The sequence below is a fragment of the Ferribacterium limneticum genome (assembly GCF_020510625.1).
Classification (GTDB): Bacteria; Pseudomonadota; Gammaproteobacteria; order Burkholderiales; family Rhodocyclaceae; genus Azonexus; species Azonexus limneticus_A.
Genome location: NZ_CP075191.1, coordinates 3763358 through 3780288 on the forward strand (window position 1 = coordinate 3763358; position 16931 = coordinate 3780288).

Annotated in this window: 17 protein-coding genes; 5 read left to right on the forward strand and 12 right to left on the reverse strand. The window is 59.9% G+C overall.

From position 1 onward, the window contains the following. The 5 genes from KI617_RS18095 to KI617_RS18115 all read right to left on the reverse strand — a co-directional run bounded on the left by KI617_RS18095 (nt 1) and on the right by KI617_RS18115 (nt 5397). The gene (locus KI617_RS18095; protein ID WP_226448685.1) at nt 1-546 is read right to left on the reverse strand and encodes a helix-turn-helix domain-containing protein; all 546 of its coding nucleotides are present in this window, start codon (nt 544-546) and stop codon (nt 1-3) included. 12 nt (nt 547-558) lie between these two features. Next, entirely contained in the window at nt 559-810 is a 252-nt protein-coding gene (locus KI617_RS18100) for a helix-turn-helix domain-containing protein (RefSeq protein ID WP_226448687.1), read from the reverse strand. A gap of 291 nt (nt 811-1101) precedes the next feature. Beyond that, a complete protein-coding gene (locus KI617_RS18105; protein ID WP_226448689.1) occupies nt 1102-2373 on the reverse strand; it encodes a tyrosine-type recombinase/integrase in 1272 nt (423 codons plus the stop codon). Between the two features lie 238 nt (nt 2374-2611). Continuing rightward, nucleotides 2612-4027 carry a type I glutamate--ammonia ligase gene (gene glnA, locus KI617_RS18110; protein WP_226448691.1) on the reverse strand — a complete coding sequence of 472 codons (1416 nt, stop codon included), beginning with the start codon at nt 4025-4027 and terminating at the stop codon, nt 2612-2614. Between the two features lie 200 nt (nt 4028-4227). Further along, nucleotides 4228-5397 carry a cation diffusion facilitator family transporter gene (locus KI617_RS18115; RefSeq protein ID WP_226448693.1) on the reverse strand — a complete coding sequence of 390 codons (1170 nt, stop codon included), beginning with the start codon at nt 5395-5397 and terminating at the stop codon, nt 4228-4230. 47 nt (nt 5398-5444) lie between these two features. Between KI617_RS18115 and KI617_RS18120 the strand changes: the two genes are divergently transcribed. The 4 genes from KI617_RS18120 (at nt 5445) to clsB (ending at nt 9012) form a co-directional block, all read left to right on the forward strand. Beyond that, on the forward strand, nt 5445-5897 hold the full coding sequence (locus KI617_RS18120) for a rhodanese-like domain-containing protein (protein ID WP_226448695.1): 453 nt from the start codon (nt 5445-5447) through the stop codon (nt 5895-5897). Between the two features lie 71 nt (nt 5898-5968). Further along, nucleotides 5969-7066 (forward strand): quinolinate synthase NadA, encoded by a 1098-nt coding sequence (gene nadA / locus KI617_RS18125; protein WP_226448697.1) that lies wholly within the window; start codon nt 5969-5971, stop codon nt 7064-7066. Nucleotides 7067-7070: 4 nt separating this feature from the next. Continuing rightward, complete coding sequence (locus KI617_RS18130) at nt 7071-7829, forward strand: endonuclease/exonuclease/phosphatase family protein (RefSeq protein WP_226448699.1); 759 nt, start codon at nt 7071-7073, stop codon at nt 7827-7829. Next, nucleotides 7819-9012 carry a cardiolipin synthase ClsB gene (clsB, locus tag KI617_RS18135; RefSeq protein WP_226448701.1) on the forward strand — a complete coding sequence of 398 codons (1194 nt, stop codon included), beginning with the start codon at nt 7819-7821 and terminating at the stop codon, nt 9010-9012. The genes KI617_RS18130 and clsB overlap by 11 nt, the downstream gene beginning before the upstream one ends. Here clsB and gluQRS read toward each other — a convergent pair. Continuing rightward, entirely contained in the window at nt 8993-9898 is a 906-nt protein-coding gene (gene gluQRS, locus KI617_RS18140) for a tRNA glutamyl-Q(34) synthetase GluQRS (protein WP_226448703.1), read from the reverse strand. The genes clsB and gluQRS overlap by 20 nt on opposite strands. 430 nt (nt 9899-10328) lie before the next feature. Between gluQRS and KI617_RS18145 the strand changes: the two genes are divergently transcribed. Then, entirely contained in the window at nt 10329-10673 is a 345-nt protein-coding gene (locus tag KI617_RS18145; RefSeq protein ID WP_226448705.1) for an amine oxidase, read from the forward strand. A gap of 114 nt (nt 10674-10787) precedes the next feature. On the opposite strand, the gene KI617_RS18150 is transcribed toward KI617_RS18145, so the two are convergent. From KI617_RS18150 to KI617_RS18175, 6 genes are all read right to left on the reverse strand, one after another. Further along, nucleotides 10788-12803 (reverse strand): CHASE2 domain-containing protein, encoded by a 2016-nt coding sequence (locus KI617_RS18150; RefSeq protein ID WP_226448707.1) that lies wholly within the window; start codon nt 12801-12803, stop codon nt 10788-10790. Between the two features lie 39 nt (nt 12804-12842). After that, nucleotides 12843-13481 carry an OmpA family protein gene (locus KI617_RS18155; RefSeq protein WP_226448709.1) on the reverse strand — a complete coding sequence of 213 codons (639 nt, stop codon included), beginning with the start codon at nt 13479-13481 and terminating at the stop codon, nt 12843-12845. 2 nt (nt 13482-13483) lie between these two features. Further along, nucleotides 13484-13930 carry a FecR family protein gene (locus KI617_RS18160; RefSeq protein WP_226448710.1) on the reverse strand — a complete coding sequence of 149 codons (447 nt, stop codon included), beginning with the start codon at nt 13928-13930 and terminating at the stop codon, nt 13484-13486. A gap of 163 nt (nt 13931-14093) precedes the next feature. Continuing rightward, on the reverse strand, nt 14094-14486 hold the full coding sequence (locus KI617_RS18165) for a hypothetical protein (RefSeq protein WP_226448712.1): 393 nt from the start codon (nt 14484-14486) through the stop codon (nt 14094-14096). Next, a complete protein-coding gene (locus tag KI617_RS18170; protein WP_226448714.1) occupies nt 14483-15781 on the reverse strand; it encodes an Hsp70 family protein in 1299 nt (432 codons plus the stop codon). The genes KI617_RS18165 and KI617_RS18170 overlap by 4 nt, the downstream gene beginning before the upstream one ends. A 390-nt stretch (nt 15782-16171) precedes the next feature. Further along, on the reverse strand, nt 16172-16888 hold the full coding sequence (locus tag KI617_RS18175; RefSeq protein WP_226448716.1) for a WYL domain-containing protein: 717 nt from the start codon (nt 16886-16888) through the stop codon (nt 16172-16174). Nucleotides 16889-16931 lie beyond the last annotated feature (43 nt).

Here is a 16931-nt window from a genome sequence, read left to right on the forward strand (position 1 = left end):
TCACACCCCGCCCCCAGCCATGCGGATTGCTCGCGACAACTCAAGACAAGCCCGCCAGTTGCGCAGGATCGCGCGGCGATGGATCGGCTTTTCTTCGTCGGGTAGCGAGGCCATGCCGGCGGCAATACCATCGGCGCATTGCCTTATGCATTTCGCGCCCGACTCGAAAAAATCAGTGGGGAGAACAGGGTTTGCCGTTTCTCCACTGCGCTTTGGAAGAAAGCCAGGCTGCGGCCACTCAGGGGAGCCGAGTGAGTAACTTGCAACGTTTCGACGGATTTCCCCGCGAAACTCAACTGCCGGGTGAATTGTGGTCAGGACATTGAAGCCCATGCACCGGAGGTCATGCACACGTGCTGCCGTTTCCGGGATCGCGCGGTCGGCCGTCAGAGTGAGGGAAAGGACCGGCTGCAGCTCGCGGATCAGTTTCAGTACCTGGCCACGTTGCCCAGTTACTATCGGCGGCGTACGATGGTGCCTGTCGAGAGCAGTATCAGAGGCCGCCCGGTTCGCATCCGGAGCGGCTTTTTTGTTGTCTTGTCCCATGATTGCCGCCTGTTACGCTTGGCTGGCAAGTTCAATGGGCGAGTGCTTCAGCGCTTTTCCGCGTGGAGTGCGAGGTGCAGAAAGACGGCTGGTCAGGAAGTCGGCCAGGGAGTCGCCGTCAATGCGGGTCATCCGGTAGCCCAGCTTTACCGCAACGATCTTGCCGTCGCTAATCCAGCGGTGCACCTGGGAGATGCTTGATTCGGTTGCTTCCGCCGTCGTTTCCGGCGACAACATCCGGCCGCGAAATTGATCAAAAGCCATGGCGACGATTCCTTCAAAAAAGCAACGGCCCCGAATAGGTCCGTACTGCTGCTAAATCGAAGGCTAACAACGCCACCAATGATGTTCAACTAACTGTTTTTATGCGATTTTTTCCGCCAAAGTCCATTGACCTCCACCGGCTTCCGCTGCCGTCCTTGAAATATATTTTCATCAATCTTCAAATATTAATAGCCACTGACTATAAATAAATCAGAACCCCCCCCGATCGTCCTTGCCACTCACAACAAGTCCTTGTTTCCCGGATCGGTCCGGTGGTTTCCCCCGGTGGCTCTATGCCGCCATGGGCTTGAAGGGCAATATCTTGGTGCTTTCCTTGCCGCTTTCCAGGTTGCTCAAGAACGAAAGCCACAAATCGGCTGCAGCACGGCGGTGCTCAACGAAATCGGCCTTGTCGTAGATCGCATCCATGCCCTCAAGGGCGTGATCGAGGTATCGCTGCCGGGTTTCGTAATCGACGCGAAGTTCAGACAGCCACGATTTGCACGTCGACCGCAAGTCATGAGGGGTGATGCGGCGCCACTTGGCGCCAACCCCCTGCATCTTGTCGAGCCAATCGCCTACCGTTGTGCGCTTGCTCATGCTGTTGCGCCCGTCCGAATGGCGGCGAGACTCGACCGGGAGAAGGTGAGCGTCACGATCAGCTAGTTTGATCAATTCGCGCACCCACTCAACCGCCATCGGAGGAAGAGGAATCACGAAAGGCCCTGTGGTATGCCTGCGATTTTTACGCCGTTCCCAAGGAACCAACCAATGCCCTGCATCAAGATCAAATTCGGAAATCATTGCTTCGGTCAGCGTGCCAACACGAACGCCAGTCAGCAGGATCAACCGAATGGCAAGCGCGTACTGCCTCGGGATCGTTTCCAGCGCCGGCAGGAATGCGGCAAGCTCGGCGGCCGTGAGCGCTGTCCGCTGCTTCGGCGCATCCTGTTTGCCGACGATGGCGGATAGTTTCAGATCCCGGCAGGGATTCGACTCCCTGACTGCATTGCCAACCGCGTGCGCGAAGATCAGGCTGCAATGTGTGAGAGTGATATTCGGCAGCGTTTTACCGGCGGCCAAGCTCTTCTTGACCACATCAACAATCAGCGCCGGAGTGATGCTGTCGGCGCGGTAGGTGCCGATGTTCGGCGAAACGAATCGTTCATGGATGCTCTTGCGCTGGCCGAAGGTGTGCGGGCTAAGCTCCTTCTCGGCCTTCTCGAAATACGCCTTTGCCAGGGCATCGACCGTGACTGCTGATATGGCCTCCTGCTTCCGGCGCTGCTTCTCTTGAGCAACGTCAACGCCGTCATCAACGGCCCGGCGCAACTCCTTCGCCTTCTCTCTAGCGTCCGCAATCCCCCACGCCGGATACTGGCCGATGGTTGCTTCCTTGCGCTTGCCTTGGACGTAGTAACGCAACACCCATGAAGCGACGCCGGTTCTCGAAGCTCCAATAGTGAGACCCGGGACGGCTCCGTCTGCATGCGTGATCGTCCGCCCTTCACTCTTGGCCCTCGTGATGAGGCTCCGGACTTCCTTGTCTGTGATTCCTGCCATTGATCTTCCTCACGGGTAGCTTGCCGAACAGCCCGCCCACCCTTGCCAACGCTGGAGAAGGAGGGGCAACAGGTAGCTTGCATCAACATCACAGGTAGTTCGTACCCGCCAAGCTACCCGTTTAGTATGCATAGCACCGCGTCTTATGGCAACTTACAGACGTAAAAAAGCCCGGGATTGCCGGGCTTTCCTTGGGTTCAGTGCGCCTAACTGCTACGCACTGAGTATCAGTCAATTTTCAGCAGCTGTAGTACAGATCGAATTCGACCGGGTGGGTCGTCATACGAACCTTGTTCACTTCGTCCATCTTCAGGGAGATGAAGGCGTCGATCCAGTCATTGGAGAAGACACCGCCACGGGTCAGGAACTCGCGATCCTTGTCCAGAGCAGCCAGGGCTTCTTCCAGCGATGCGCAGACGGTCGGGATCTTTGCATCCTCTTCCGGCGGCAGATCGTACAGGTTCTTGTCAGCCGGATCGCCCGGGTGGATCTTGTTCTGGATACCATCCAGGCCGGCCATCAGCAGCGCGGCGAAGCACAGGTACGGGTTGGCGATCGGATCCGGGAAGCGCGTCTCGATACGACGAGCCTTGGTGGAGGCGACGTACGGAATGCGGATGGAAGCAGAACGGTTCTTGGCAGAGTAAGCCAGCTTGACCGGTGCTTCGTAGTGCGGGACCAGACGCTTGTAGGAGTTGGTACCCGGGTTGGTGATGGCGTTCAGTGCCTTGGCGTGCTTGATGATGCCGCCGATGTAGAACAGGGCCAGTTCAGACAGACCAGCATAGCCGTCGCCGGCGAACAGGTTCTTGCCATCCTTCCAGATGGACTGGTGAACGTGCATGCCGGAACCGTTGTCGCCAACGATGGGCTTCGGCATGAAGGTGGCGGTCTTGCCGTACTGGTGCGAAACGTTGTGCACCACGTACTTCAGGATCTGGGTCTGGTCGGCACGCTTGACCAGGGTATTGAACACGGTACCGATTTCGCACTGACCGGCAGTGGCGACTTCGTGGTGGTGAACTTCAACCGGGCAGCCGAGGGCTTCCAGGGTCAGGACCATGGCCGAACGGATGTCGTGCAGGCTGTCGACCGGGGGAACCGGGAAGTAGCCGCCCTTGACAGTCGGACGATGGCCGGTGGAGCCATTGCCGTCGTTCTTCTCGCCAGAACCCCAAGCTGCTTCAGCAGAGTGGATCTTCAGGGAGCAGCCGGACATGTCGACATTCCACTCGACGCCGTCAAAAATGAAGAATTCCGGTTCCGGACCGAAGTAGGCGGTGTCGCCAATGCCGGAGGACTTCAGGTAGGCTTCAGCGCGCTTGGCGATGGAGCGCGGGTCGCGGTCGTAGCCACGGCCATCGGCCGGATCAACGACGTCGCAGGTCAGGACAACGGTGGTTTCATCGAAGAACGGATCGATGTAGGCAGTGGCCGGATCCGGGTTCAGCTGCATGTCGGAAGCTTGAATGCCCTTCCAGCCAGCGATGGAGGAACCGTCGAAAGCGTGGCCGTTTTCGAACTTGTCTTCGCTGAAGGCGGAAACCGGCACGGTAACGTGCTGTTCCTTGCCACGGGTATCGGTGAAACGGAAATCGACGAACTTAGCGTCGTTTTCCTTGATCATCTTGATCACGTCTTGGGGGGTTGCCATAAGCGTCAGTCTCCTAAGAAAACAAGGTGCCGGGCGATCCGGCGACAATCAAAAAATTGTAACCCAGGAGCTTTAGCAGAAAGCATGCCAAACGCTCGGGAGCAATCTTTCTATTTTGCCACAAGGAGATGCCGGTTTTAAGCAAAGAATTCGTCGATCAACGCGAGCACCACGATTGTGCAAAGACGATAAAAATTGCACTATTTTGGTGCAATCAAACAATTCAACGAGACGCAACGCACGGCAGCATGGGCTTTCAGCTGCTCAGCCAGGGCTTCTTCAGCTCGCTTGAGCGCCTCGCCGTTCTCGAAAAAGGCATGGCTCAGAAAAACCTCAAGCTCGACCTGTCCGTTCAAATAATGCAAAACCACCTTTTCCGGCTTCGGCAACCCATCCAGCAAAGGCTTCAATTCGGCCAGCAAGGCATCGCGGCCTGGCAAGCGGGCAGCAAAGATATCCGGATCCATATCGTCTTCCGGATCGATATGGACCAGCACGTCGAGCACTTCCGGATGTTCGCGCAGCACTCGGGCACGCGCCGACTCGGCAATGCGATGCCCCTCGGAAACGCTGATCCGCGAATCGACCTGAACATGCGCATCGACCAGCGCCTGATGCGCCATGCGGCGTGTCCGCAACTGGTGCAAGCCACGCACGCCGGGCGTTTCCAGCAGCGTCGCGCGAATTGCCTCGACCTGCGACTCATCCAGCCCGGTATCAATCAATTCCTTGATCGCGCCCCACGCCAGGCTGGCGCCCATGCGCAGAATCATGAAGCCCATCAGGGCCGCTGCCAGCAGATCGAGAAAGGACCAGCCAAGCAGCGCGCCGCCGATACCGACCACGACGACCAGCGCCGACGCGGCGTCAGCGCGGGTGTGCAGCGCATTGGCGGTGAGCAACTGCGAACGCTGACGCTCGGCCACCCGGATCAAGTAGCGGTACAAGCCTTCTTTGGAAATGACCGTGGCGATGGCCACCCATAAAGCCGAGTACTCGACGACCTGCAAGGCGTCGATGTGCTGCAGACGCATACCCGACTCCCACAGGATGCCGCCGCCGATCAGCGTCAATGAGGCGCCGAGCACCAGCGTTGCCGCCGTTTCCATGCGGGCATGACCGTAGGGATGAGCCTCGTCGGCAGGATGGGCGCTTTGCCGACTGGCGTAGATGACCAGAAAATCGGACAACAGATCGGAAAACGAATGCAGGCCATGCGCCACCAGCGATTGCGAATGCGCCAGCCAGCCGACAATCAGCTGGGCGATGGTCATCACCAGATTGACCGCAACGCTGACCCACGTCGCCTTCTGCGCCTCGGCCGCACGCTCGGCGAGGGATGTTGCTGCGTGCTGATGCTCTTGCGCCATGTTGTCTGCCCTATACTGTTGGCTTGCGATTTTAGCAGTTCAAAATTATGGGAAAGTTAACCGAGATACTGAATCTGGCCCGGGCCCGCGGCGAAGCGCTTGGCCGCCCCTATCAGGGCGAACTTACGCCCCAGGAGGCCTTCCAGGTGCTGCAACTGGCGCCCGGCGCAAAGATCGTCGATGTTCGGACCCGTGCCGAATGGGATTGGGTCGGGCGCGTCACCGGCACCGTCGAGATCGAGTGGAACCAGTACCCGGGCGGCGTGCGCAATCCGAACTTCGTGGCCGAGCTGAAGCGCCAGGTTGATCCCGAGGCGCTGGTCATGTTCCTTTGCCGCAGCGGGGTACGCTCGGTCGGTGCGGCGGCTGCCGCGACCGAAGCTGGCTACAACACTTGCTACAACATCCTCGAAGGATTCGAGGGCGACAAGGACGCCAACGGCCACCGCAACAACATTGGCGGCTGGCGCAAAGCCGGCCTGCCCTGGATTCAGGGATAATCCGCACACCAAGGGCAACTGCCTGCGAGGTGCAGTTGATACCCAAATACGGCCAATTTTCAGAGTACAGCATGCAAACAGCGACCATCTCCTTCGATCCATTCAACAGCCTCTCCGACGAAGCCTGCCACGAACGCATCCGCGCCGCCCGCGCCAAGCTCGGCAAGAAGGCCGTCATCCTGTGCCACCACTACCAGCGTGCCGACGTTTATCAGTACGCCGACCTGACCGGTGATTCACTGAAGCTGTCGCGCCTGGCTTCGCAGACCGACTCGGAATACGTCATTTTCTGCGGTGTGCATTTCATGGCCGAAGTCGCCGACATCATGACCGCGCCGCACCAGAAGGCCATCCTGCCCGACCTCGCCGCCGGTTGCTCGATGGCCGACATGGCCAACCTGGCCAAGGTAGAACGCTGCTGGCGCGAGCTGAACGAAGTGCTGAATGCCGAAGAGGAAGTCACGCCGGTCACCTACATCAACTCAGCGGCCGACCTGAAGGCCTTCTGCGGCGAACATGGCGGCATCGTGTGCACCTCGTCGAATGCCGGCACGATTGCCAAGTGGGCCTTCGAACGTCGCCCGAAAGTCCTGTTCTTCCCTGACCAGCACCTCGGCCGGTGGACCGGCCACAACATGGGTTTCGCCATGGATGAGATGGTCGTCTGGGACCCGGACCTCGAACTCGGCGGCCTGACGCCGGCCCAGATCAAGAAAGCCCGCATCCTGTTGTGGAAGGGCCATTGCTCGGTTCACCAGATGTTCCAGAAATCGCACATCGATGCCTTCCGCGCCAAGTATCCGGAGGGCAAAGTCATCGCCCACCCGGAATGCAATTTCGAAGTCTGCGCCGCGTCGGATTACGTCGGCTCGACCGAACACATCGTCAAGACCATCAAGGAAGCGCCGGAAGGCACGCGCTGGCTGGTCGGCACCGAGCTGAACCTGGTCGATCGCCTGGCCAGGGAAGTGCTGCCGCAGAACAAGATCGTCCAGTTCATGGCCACCACCGTCTGCATGTGTTCAACCATGCAGCGCATCGACCCGCAGCATCTGGCCTGGACGCTGGAAAACCTGGCCGAGGGCAAGGTGGTCAATCAGATCGCCGTCCCCGAGCACGAGGCGAAGCTGGCCAAGCTGGCGCTCGACCGCATGCTGGCGATTTCCTGACCCCATGAATCAACCCGCGCTGCACATCACCACCTTCAACATCCACAAGGGCTTTTCGCAGTTCAACCGGCGGATGATGGTGCATGAGCTGCGCGAGCGCCTGCGCGACCTGAGCCCGGATATCGTCTTTCTGCAGGAGGTGCAGGGCCTGCATCTGGGCCATGCCGAGAACCACGATGACTGGCCCGATTCGCCGCAGCATGAATTCCTGGCTGAAGATGTCTGGGCGTCTTCCGCCTACGGCCGCAACATGATTTACGACCACGGCCATCACGGCAACGCGATCCTGTCGCGCTTCCCGATTCTGCACTCGCACAACCAGGACGTCACACACCTCCAATTCGAGAAGCGTGGCCTGCTGCATTGCCGGATCGAACTGCCGACCGGACCGGCGGCGCATTGCGTCTGCGTGCACCTCTCGCTGTTCGGCTATTCGCGCCGTCGGCAAATGGAAGCGCTGGCCGATTACCTCGACAAAATGGCCGAACCGGACGCACCGCTGATCATTGCTGGCGACTTCAACGACTGGAGCAACCGGGCCGGCGAGCATTTGCTGCGCCGCCTGAAGCTGCACGAAGTCTTCAGCGGCCCGAGCGGCCATCCGGCGCGCAGCTTCCCGGCCGCCATGCCGATGTTCCGCCTCGACCGCATTTACGTGCGCGGCTTCGACATCCAGCGCACCGAAGTCCATCACGGCCTGCCGTGGTCGAAAATTTCCGACCACGCCGCGCTGTCGGCCTATCTGGCCAGGCATGGCCGCTGAGTTTCTGCCGGGCAACCGGCTGACACTGCTCAATTCGGGCGACGACTATTTCCCGGCCCTGCTCGCCGCCATCGATTCGGCCAACCTTGAAATCTATCTGGAAAGCTATATCTTCGCCGACGACGAAATCGGCCATGAAGTCGCCGGTGCGCTTTGCCGTGCCGCCCAGCGCGGCGTGCAGGTCAGTGTTACCGTCGACGGCTTCGGCGCGAGCAATTTTGCCGCCGACTTTCTGCCCCGCCTAACCGAAGCGGGCGTTCGTGCCTTGTTCTACCGGCCGGAAATCGGGCGCTTCCATATCAAACGTCATCGCCTGCGCCGCCTGCATCGCAAGCTGGCCGTCATCGACCACCGGATTGCCTTCGTCGGTGGCATCAACATCGTCGATGACAACAATGCGCCGGAAGACATGCGCCCCCGCTTTGACTACGCCGTGTCGATCGAAGGCCCGACCCTGCAGCAGGTGCATCACGCCGTACGGCACATGTGGGAAATCGTTTCCTGGGCCAGCCTCAAGCGGCGCTTCCGGCTCAGCCCGGTCTCTTCCCCGCAATGCCAAGCAGTCGGCACACAGAGCGCCGCCTTCCTGATTCGCGACAACATCCGCCATCGCAACGACATCCTGCATGCTTACGTCGAGGCAATCGACAACGCCAAGGATGAAATCCTGATCGCCAATGCCTACTTCCTGCCCGGTGTGCGTTTTGGTCGCGCCCTGTACGCGGCCGCCAAGCGTGGCGTCAGGATCACCGTGCTGCTCCAGGGCAAGACCGACCACCAGTTGCTCCGTTACGCCACCCAGACGCTCTATGCGACCGCCCTCGAAACCGGCATCCGCATCTTCGAATACGAAAAAAGCTTCATGCACGCCAAGGTGGCGGTCATTGACAGCGCTTGGGCGACGGTCGGTTCATCCAACATCGACCCGTTCAGTCTGCTGCTCAACAAGGAAGCCAACATTGTCGTGCGCGATCCGCGCTTCGGCGGAGAGCTGAGAGACAGCCTGCTGAACGCCATCGAGCACGGCGCCCGCGAATTGCAGCCCGAAGAACTGTCCCGCCAGCCGTGGCACTCACGCCTGTTGCGCTGGCTGGCCTACGGCGTTGTGCGCGCCATGGTCGGTATCGCCGGGTACGGCCAGCATCACTGGCAAAACCAGGACACTAAGCCGGAACAACAATAGCCGGCTGACGGGGAACGGCCGCGAACGACCAGCCCTCTCTCGCCCAAGCCCAGACTTCAGCTACCGGAGCGCGGGCCAGTTCCGCCGGCACCCTCTGGCCAAGAAATCTGAGCGCCTGAACCAACTCACCCGCTGCGGCCTCGGGTCGCAATGGCGCCGCCCGGGTTTGCTTGGACAGTTTTTCACCGGCCGAGTTGGCCGCAACCGGCAAATGGGCGTAAGTCGGCGTGGCGAAATTCAGGCAGCGCTGCAGCCAGATCTGGCGCGGCGTTGAAGCCAGCAGGTCGGCCCCGCGAACAATGCTGGAAATACCCTGGAATTCGTCATCGACCACCACCGCCAATTGATAGGCGAACAGGCCATCGGCCCGGCGCAGCACAAAATCGCCGACGTCGCGTTCAAGCCGCTGGGCCACACGGCCCTGCACACGATCATCGAAAGCAATTTCGTCGTCATTGACCAATAGGCGCCAGGCTCGCACCGCCCGGCCGGCCGCCAAGCCAGCCCGGCAACTCCCCGGATAGGCCAGCCCGCCATCGACCGCCGGGCGCGTGGCTGAATCGGCAATTTCCTTGCGCGAGCAGGCACAGCCATAAGCCAGACCGGCACTTTTGAGTTGCTCCAGCGCGGCAGCATAGTCCTCGCTGCGGGTGCTCTGATACAGCACCGGCCCATCCCATTCGAAGCCGAAAAGCGCCAGCGTTTTCAGAATGGAATCGGCTGCCCCCGGCACGTTGCGCGGTGTATCGACATCCTCCATCCGGACCAGCCATTCGCCGCCTTGGGCGCGTGCATCCAGATAGCTGCCAACAGCGGCAACCAGCGATCCAAAGTGGAGCGGGCCACTCGGTGAAGGGGCAAAACGCCCGCGCGAGGTCAATTTCATGAGTTCAAAAAGCGGCTACGGGGCGGCCGTGACGGCCAACCCGGTCATTATCGCTCCGCCCGGATGAAGTCTTGAGCGAGCCGTCGCGATAAGTTGCGATGGCGCGATGGAAGACCGGTGTTTCCGCTGTTGGCGCACTGATTTATCCCTTGCCGAAAATCAGGATTGCTCAGCGCCCGAGCAGAGCCGATTCCGGCCATTGCCCTTGGCCCGGCATCGCGCCTGGTCAGCCATCGCATGGCCAGGGCTCAAATGAGCCGTTGATCATGACAGGAATCATTCGAAACAATTCGGTCACCGACGGATACACAGCATTACGTTTCTACTGACATCCATCGGTCAGGCAGGCGCGTTATTCGGCACAAGGCGCTGCAAATTGTTGTCAGCACCGAATACCGAACAAACCACCTACCCATTCAGGAGAATCAAAATGCAAGTTTCCAAAATCATCGTTGCTCTGACCGTTGCTGCTGGTTTCGCTTCCGCTTCTTTCGCCCAGGGTACTGCCGCCCCGGCCCCCCAAGCCGCTCCGGCTGCCAAGCAAGCTGCTCCGGCACCGGTAGCTGCCGAGAAAAAGGTCGAAGCCCCGAAAGCGGCTGAGCCGGCCAAGGTCGAGGTAGTAAACACCGAGACGCCGAAGGCCGAAGCCGCCAAGCCGGTCGAAAAGCCGGCGAAGGCCAAGGTAAAGGCTCACAAGGCTGAAAAGTCTGCCCCCGCAGCCGAAGTGAAGGCTGAAGCCAAGCCTGCTGCCGCCCCGGCCGCTGCTGCGAAGTAAGCGAATTTCTCCGGCTGACAGGGCTGGAGAAATGGGCTGATCGGAAAGTCCAGGAAAGGGTCCGCAGAGGTGGGCCCTTTCTGCATTCCAGCGCCTGGAAATGCGTGCTCGCCGCTACTCCACGGGGTCAGCAAATTCCTGGGCTACCTGGTAAAACTCGGCGTTCCGGGCCACAAATGCCGCGACGACCTCGGGATCGAACTGCGTACCGGCTTTCTGGAGGATGAAATCGCAGACTTCGGCATGGGTAAAAGGCTTTTTGTAAACGCGGCGACTGATCAGGGCGTCGTAAACATCGGCCAGGGCCATTAATCGACCGGCCAGAGGAATGTTCTCGCCCTGCAATTGATGTGGATAGCCGCGACCATCCCAGTGCTCGTGGTGGGACTCGGTCATTTGCCGGGCGTAATCAAGAAAACTTTGTTTCTCCGGGTGGCCGCTGCCGCCAACGACCCGGGCCAGCGCTTCGGCGCCGATCAAGGTGTGGGATTGCATGATTCCGTATTCGGCCTCGGTCAATTTCCCCGGTTTTTGCAGGATGCTGTCGGGAATGCCCACCTTGCCGATGTCGTGCAACGGAGCTGACTTGGCGAGCAACTCGATATCGAACGGCGTCAGAGATGCGTACCGGGGGGATGCCGCCAACTGCCTGGCCAGTATCTCGACGTAACGCTGCGTACGAAGAATGTGGCCGCCGGTTTCCTTGTCACGCGCTTCGGCCAGCACGGACATGGCGACGATGATCTCGTCCTGAGCATCGAGCAGATCCTGGGTGCGGAGACGCAATTTGTGCGCCTCGATGCCATATTTCAGCAAGCTCAAGGCAGTGCTGATCAAGACCAGCGCCAGCATGGGCAACAGCGGTGAAAGGTGGATGCCCTGACTGATCATCAGCTGGCGCGCCCCCCAATAGAAGCCGATCGTTCCGATGATCATCGTGACTGACGAAACGACGAATCCGGACCGGCTCAAGAGCAAGGTGGCGAGAAGGCCGGCCATCAGAACGCAGGCCAACTCCACCCCCCTAGCCCAATTCGGCCGCATGACGAAGGTGCCGGCCAGAATGTTGTCGATGACCGTGGCGTGCACATCCAGCCCGCTGACCGAGCCCCCCAAAGCGGTACGATGCTGGTCGCCGAGCCCCTTGGCCCAGGCGCCGACCAGAACGATCCGCCCACGCAGACTTTCAGGCGGCAATTCACCGCGCAGCACGCTCAGGGCGGAAAGCGGCTGATGCGGCATGCTGCGAAAATCGAGCAGCAGGTTGCCGGCCGCATCCAGCGGAATAGTCCGCTGGCCCCAGCGCAAAACGTTTTCCCCGTGATCGGTCAGCAGATGCAGTTGGCGCTCCTGCGAGGCGGCGAGCAGGGCCGCGAACGCCAGTGACGGATACTCCCGGCCATCCACGGCAAGCAGCAGGGGAACACGACGCAAGCTGCCATCGATATCCTCCTGGGCATTCGTAAATCCCTCGGCAGCGGCGGCTTTGGTCAGCATCGGCAGGCTGCGGATCTGGCCCGGAGGCAGGCGCCGGGCCGGGTGATTTTCTGCGGAGCGCGCCACCACCATGCCATCCGGTGCCGCGGGTGGCGGCCGAAGCTGATCCTGGTTGCCGGGCTGGACAAAATCCAGGTAATAACCCAGCACGACCGGGCTTTGCGCCATGGCCCGGGCAAGGCGTTGGGAATTGCTGTCCGTTTCGTTCGGCGAGGCCGCCGCGGCCGGTTCGACCAGATCCCGCCGGCGCTCCTGGCGAATCACCTCGGGAGAGGTTCTATCCGATTCCGGCATCAGGAAATCCAGCGCGATCACCCCGGCACCCAGGCTTTGCAAACGCTCAACCAGCATGGCCAGCCGATAGCGCGGCCAGGGCCACTGCCCAAAAGCCGCCAGGCTTTCTTCATCGATACCGACCAGCACCGGCTCGGCAGACTGCGGCGGCATGGCACGACTGGCCAGCAACTGGTCATAGACGAACAGATCGGCCTTTTGCAGCGTTACCGGCGGAAAGACTGAGAGCATGGCCACCGCCAGCGTCAGGCCGAATCCGGTGAGCAGGATCAGCAGCCGGCTCCGCCACCAGCCAGCGGATTCGGAAAGGGATTTATCCCTGGTGCTGCGCTCGGTCATGGCAGAAGGAAGCTTTAAACCCGGCAGGGCTCGCCTCTTTTAGTGGACGATGACCACGACGCGCCGATTGCGCGGCTCGGGCACGCCATCCGGCGTGGGAATAGCCGGATTGCCCTTGCCGTGGGAAGAGACCGAGATCAGCCGGGGATTGACGCCTTTTTGCTGCAACAAGGTTTTGACCTGCATGGCGCGGTCGAGCGACAAGGCATCGTTCACCTTGTCGGAGCCTGTCGCGTCGGTATGACCGGTAATGCTGACGCTGACTGCCCCTCGCCGTTCACTGGCGGCAACGACCGCTGGAATCAGCTTGAGCGAACTCTCGGTCAGCGTGGCAGTGCCGGTTTCAAACATCAGCGTGAAGGTCTGGGCCGGTGGCGGCTCGATTGCCAAAGCCTCGGCAAAGGTGCTGGCGATAAACGCCGGGTCGGCTGTGCTGACTGCCGATGGCGCGTTTGATCCGCCGCTGGTGCGCGTCATTTCGCCGGGGCGCTCCAGTCGCTGCTTGCCGCCGGAGGTCACCACCTCCGCCTTGCCGACGTGACCTTCGGGGTCCGCCACCAGAACGATGGTCTGTCCGCCACAGGCGCCCAGAAGCGCGGGGATCGCCGCGACCAGCACCAAGTGGCGAAGGCCGGCTGTTAGCGACGCCAGCACCGCTGTTGCATTTTGCTTAGCCATGACTACTCCTTGATCTGGACAAGCAGTTTGGTTCCGCGCACCGCGATGGTCGCATCCGGCGTCAGAACACGCGCTGAATCCGGCGCCAGTTTGACGATCTGCCCGGTGATGTAAGAGAAGCTTCCCTTGACCATCTTGATGGCCAGCGCGAATTTGCCCTGCTTCGGCTCAAACACGTATTCGTTCAGTGACAGTTCGCTGCCTGAGCCCAGGGAGACCGTCGTGTCATCCGTCAACACGATACCGACGGCTCCCGGCTTGCCGGTCCGGATCAGGTCATTGCGCTGAAGTGCCGCCCCCGCCGTAGCGGGCAGCGTTGTTCCGGCTCGCTGGATGAATGCCTGCCCGTCTAGGGTCTGGATATAACCGATCGTTTCTGTGCTTTGGTCCGCCAAGACTGGCGCCGACAACAGGATTGCGACAGAAAAAACACATGCCGAAGTTTTCATGACAGTGAACTCCAAGGGCCGCACATATCAAGCAGACTCATCCGGTGATTCCGTCATGGGTGGAGACGGGTCCAAAACCGAGTAAAGCCACTGTATCAAACTCGACCCCGGCCGGGGGAGTGCCGGACGGAAATGCCAAACAAATGTAGCGAAGGCGGCCCGCTTATTTCGCCGGCGGCCGGGAAGCTGCCTTCAACGCTGCCCGGCGCTTCAGCCAGAAAATCACCTCGTCAATATCCTCAGCCTCGTCCGCCCAGGACGCTGAGAACGCAGTAAAGTCGTCGGGATCGACCAAGGCGCTTTCGGCCAGCCGTAAAAAGCCGGAAAGCGCTTCGGGCACATGCAATTGTCTGACGGCAATGTTGAACGCCGGCTGGCAGCAATAAAAGATGTCGTAATAGAGATCGATCAGCCCGGCTGCAGGAACGACAGGCAGCCGATCAGCCAGCCCCTGGATGAACTCGGGCTCGGGCTGGTAGGCCAGCAGGTTGTCCAGTTCGGCCCGGACATCGGCGCTCTGCCTGTCCAGCCAGTCATTTATCCGAACATCCATCATGCGCTCCTGTGGCGAGGCGGCGTATCCACGGTGCCATATCGGCGCGCCGCATCCACCGCCAGACCCGCCCCGATGCTGCCAAACAGGTCGCCCTCGACCACCCTGGCCTGTGGCATCAAAGCCGAGATACGGCGGCGCAGACTGGGGATTCCGCTTGAGCCGCCGGTAAAGAAAATGGTGTCGATGCCGGCTGCTGCCAGCCCTGCCTCGGCCAGCAGACGGGAGACCGCGGCTTCGACTTTTTCCACGAGCATTCCCGTCGCCAGATCAAACTCAAGGCGCGTCAGCGTCTTTTGCTCGCCCGGGGCAAAGCGCTCCAAGGGGAGGGCTGCTGTCTCACCATCGGAAAGGGCGATCTTGGCCTGTTCGACTTGATGCGCCAGCCAGTGACCGGCCCGCTCCTGGATCAGGGCCAGCAGACGATTGAGGCTTTCCGGCTCCAGGGCATCGAGGAGCAGACGCTGCTGCTCGCTCCACACCTGGCGGGCGTAAGCGAAATTGATCGTGTGCCAGGTGGCGAGGTTGAAGTAGATGCTGGAGGGAATTTCCCGACCGCTCTTGAGTCGGCTGCGGTAGCCCAGCAAAGGCATGGCAGTGGCCAGACTCAACTGCTTGTCGAAATCAGTCCCGCCGATATGGACCCCGGTGTTGGCCAGCACATCGCTCCAGCGCTCCACCGCCCGGGCTCGCGCCGGAGAAAGGCGGACAATGGAAAAATCGGAGGTTCCCCCACCGATATCAGCCACCAGCACCACTTCTTCATGCGCCAGCGTGGTTTCGTAGTGAAAGGCGGCGGCAATCGGCTCGTACTGAAAACTGACCTCGCTGAAACCGACATCACGGGCAATATCGGCCAGCGTCTGCTCGGCCAGGCGGTCGGCCGCAGGATCATCATCAACGAAGAACACCGGCCGCCCGAGAACCGCCTGCTCGAAGCCACGGCCACCTTGTGCTTCGGCCCGTTCCTTCAAGGTGGCGATGAACCGGGTCAGCAAGTCACGAAATGCGACGACCGTGCCCTGAACCTCGGTGCGACCGTCAATCAGGCTGCTCCCCAGCAAGCTTTTTAGGGAACGCATCAGGCGGCCCTCATACCCGTCGAGATACTCCCTGAGCCCGGCCCGGCCAAAACTCACCGAACTCTCTTCGGCATTGAAGAAAACGACCGAAGGCAGCGTTGGCCGGCTGTCTTCCAGCGACAACAGGGTCGCATGCCCCGGCCTCAGCCAGCCAACGGTGGAATTGGATGTGCCGAAATCGATACCACAAGCGCGGGCGAAAGAAGAGTGAGACATCGGAAGGAATTGCAGAAGGGGCGGCGATACTACGTGGCCGCGGCGACGCTGTCCAGAATGAATTCTGGCTGGTTTGCTGATGCAACAGTGAGACTTTAGAAGCCCCAGACCGTTCCCCCAACGAAGGAACCCCCCTCAGTGTCGGTTTTCATTGAGTAGCAAAGTGCTGCCTCTTGTAATTCAATACGATAGTGGAAAACAAACCAGAGCCCTCTGAACTGGTTTCTCAATTAACTCTGAATTTTCACCAAACTCTGTCACTTAATTCTGAATTTTCACCCTAAGCTGAAGAATTTCCAGATGGGTTTCGATTACTCAAAGAAGCTCCACAAGGAAAATGGACAAGTTCTTGCGAATAAAACTGATACAACGGGGCGCTGGGGGAAATCACTATTTTTTGTAGCCCCGGTCAAATTCAGCAACATCTGAATAGTTACGAAGACATATCGGGCTTGCGGCAGCAAACGCGTCACTCGGCCTCAAACGGAGATAGTCGAGAACGTAAGGAAGCACAGCCCGTCGTAACTTGAGCTCAACGAGATAACCCCCATCCCCATCGGGTTTCATCCCATATTCACGAGCGGTCACTTCCGCTTGACCACAAGAGAGCCCCTTGGCAGTCGCAATATGCAAGCTAACTAGCTCAAACCAATCCTCATCTCGCGGCCCCCTCTCAAATGTGGATGTTTCTCTAGCGCTTACAAAACGTGCGAGGGCCAAATCCCTATAAGCTTTGTGACGACCATCCCATCCTCGAACCAACCAGCGCAGACCTGTAAAAATTAGAGCATGCGGTACGAAGTAGCGACTTACAGGCTCCGGGGTTGTCAATGACTGATAACTCACCTGAAGCGCTGTCTCCCCTGTAATGCAGCGGCAAATCGCCGCAAGCAACTCTCGGTCGATTGCGACGGCAAAAGGAGGCATCCCGTCGACGGGAAGCGCAAAGCCAAGCAAGCGTCCGCGCTCCTGGTCGGGCAACCAGGCAGTTGCAGCAATTGTAGTCAGCAGATTCGCAGGATTATCAATTGCGAAGATTGGTTTGAACTGCTTCGTTGGACGGAAACACTTCTCCGCGATGTCATAGCTTAGGTTCTGAGGTGCCATCGCTCGATATCGCTGAAAATCAAGCGATACGTGGCTAACACTT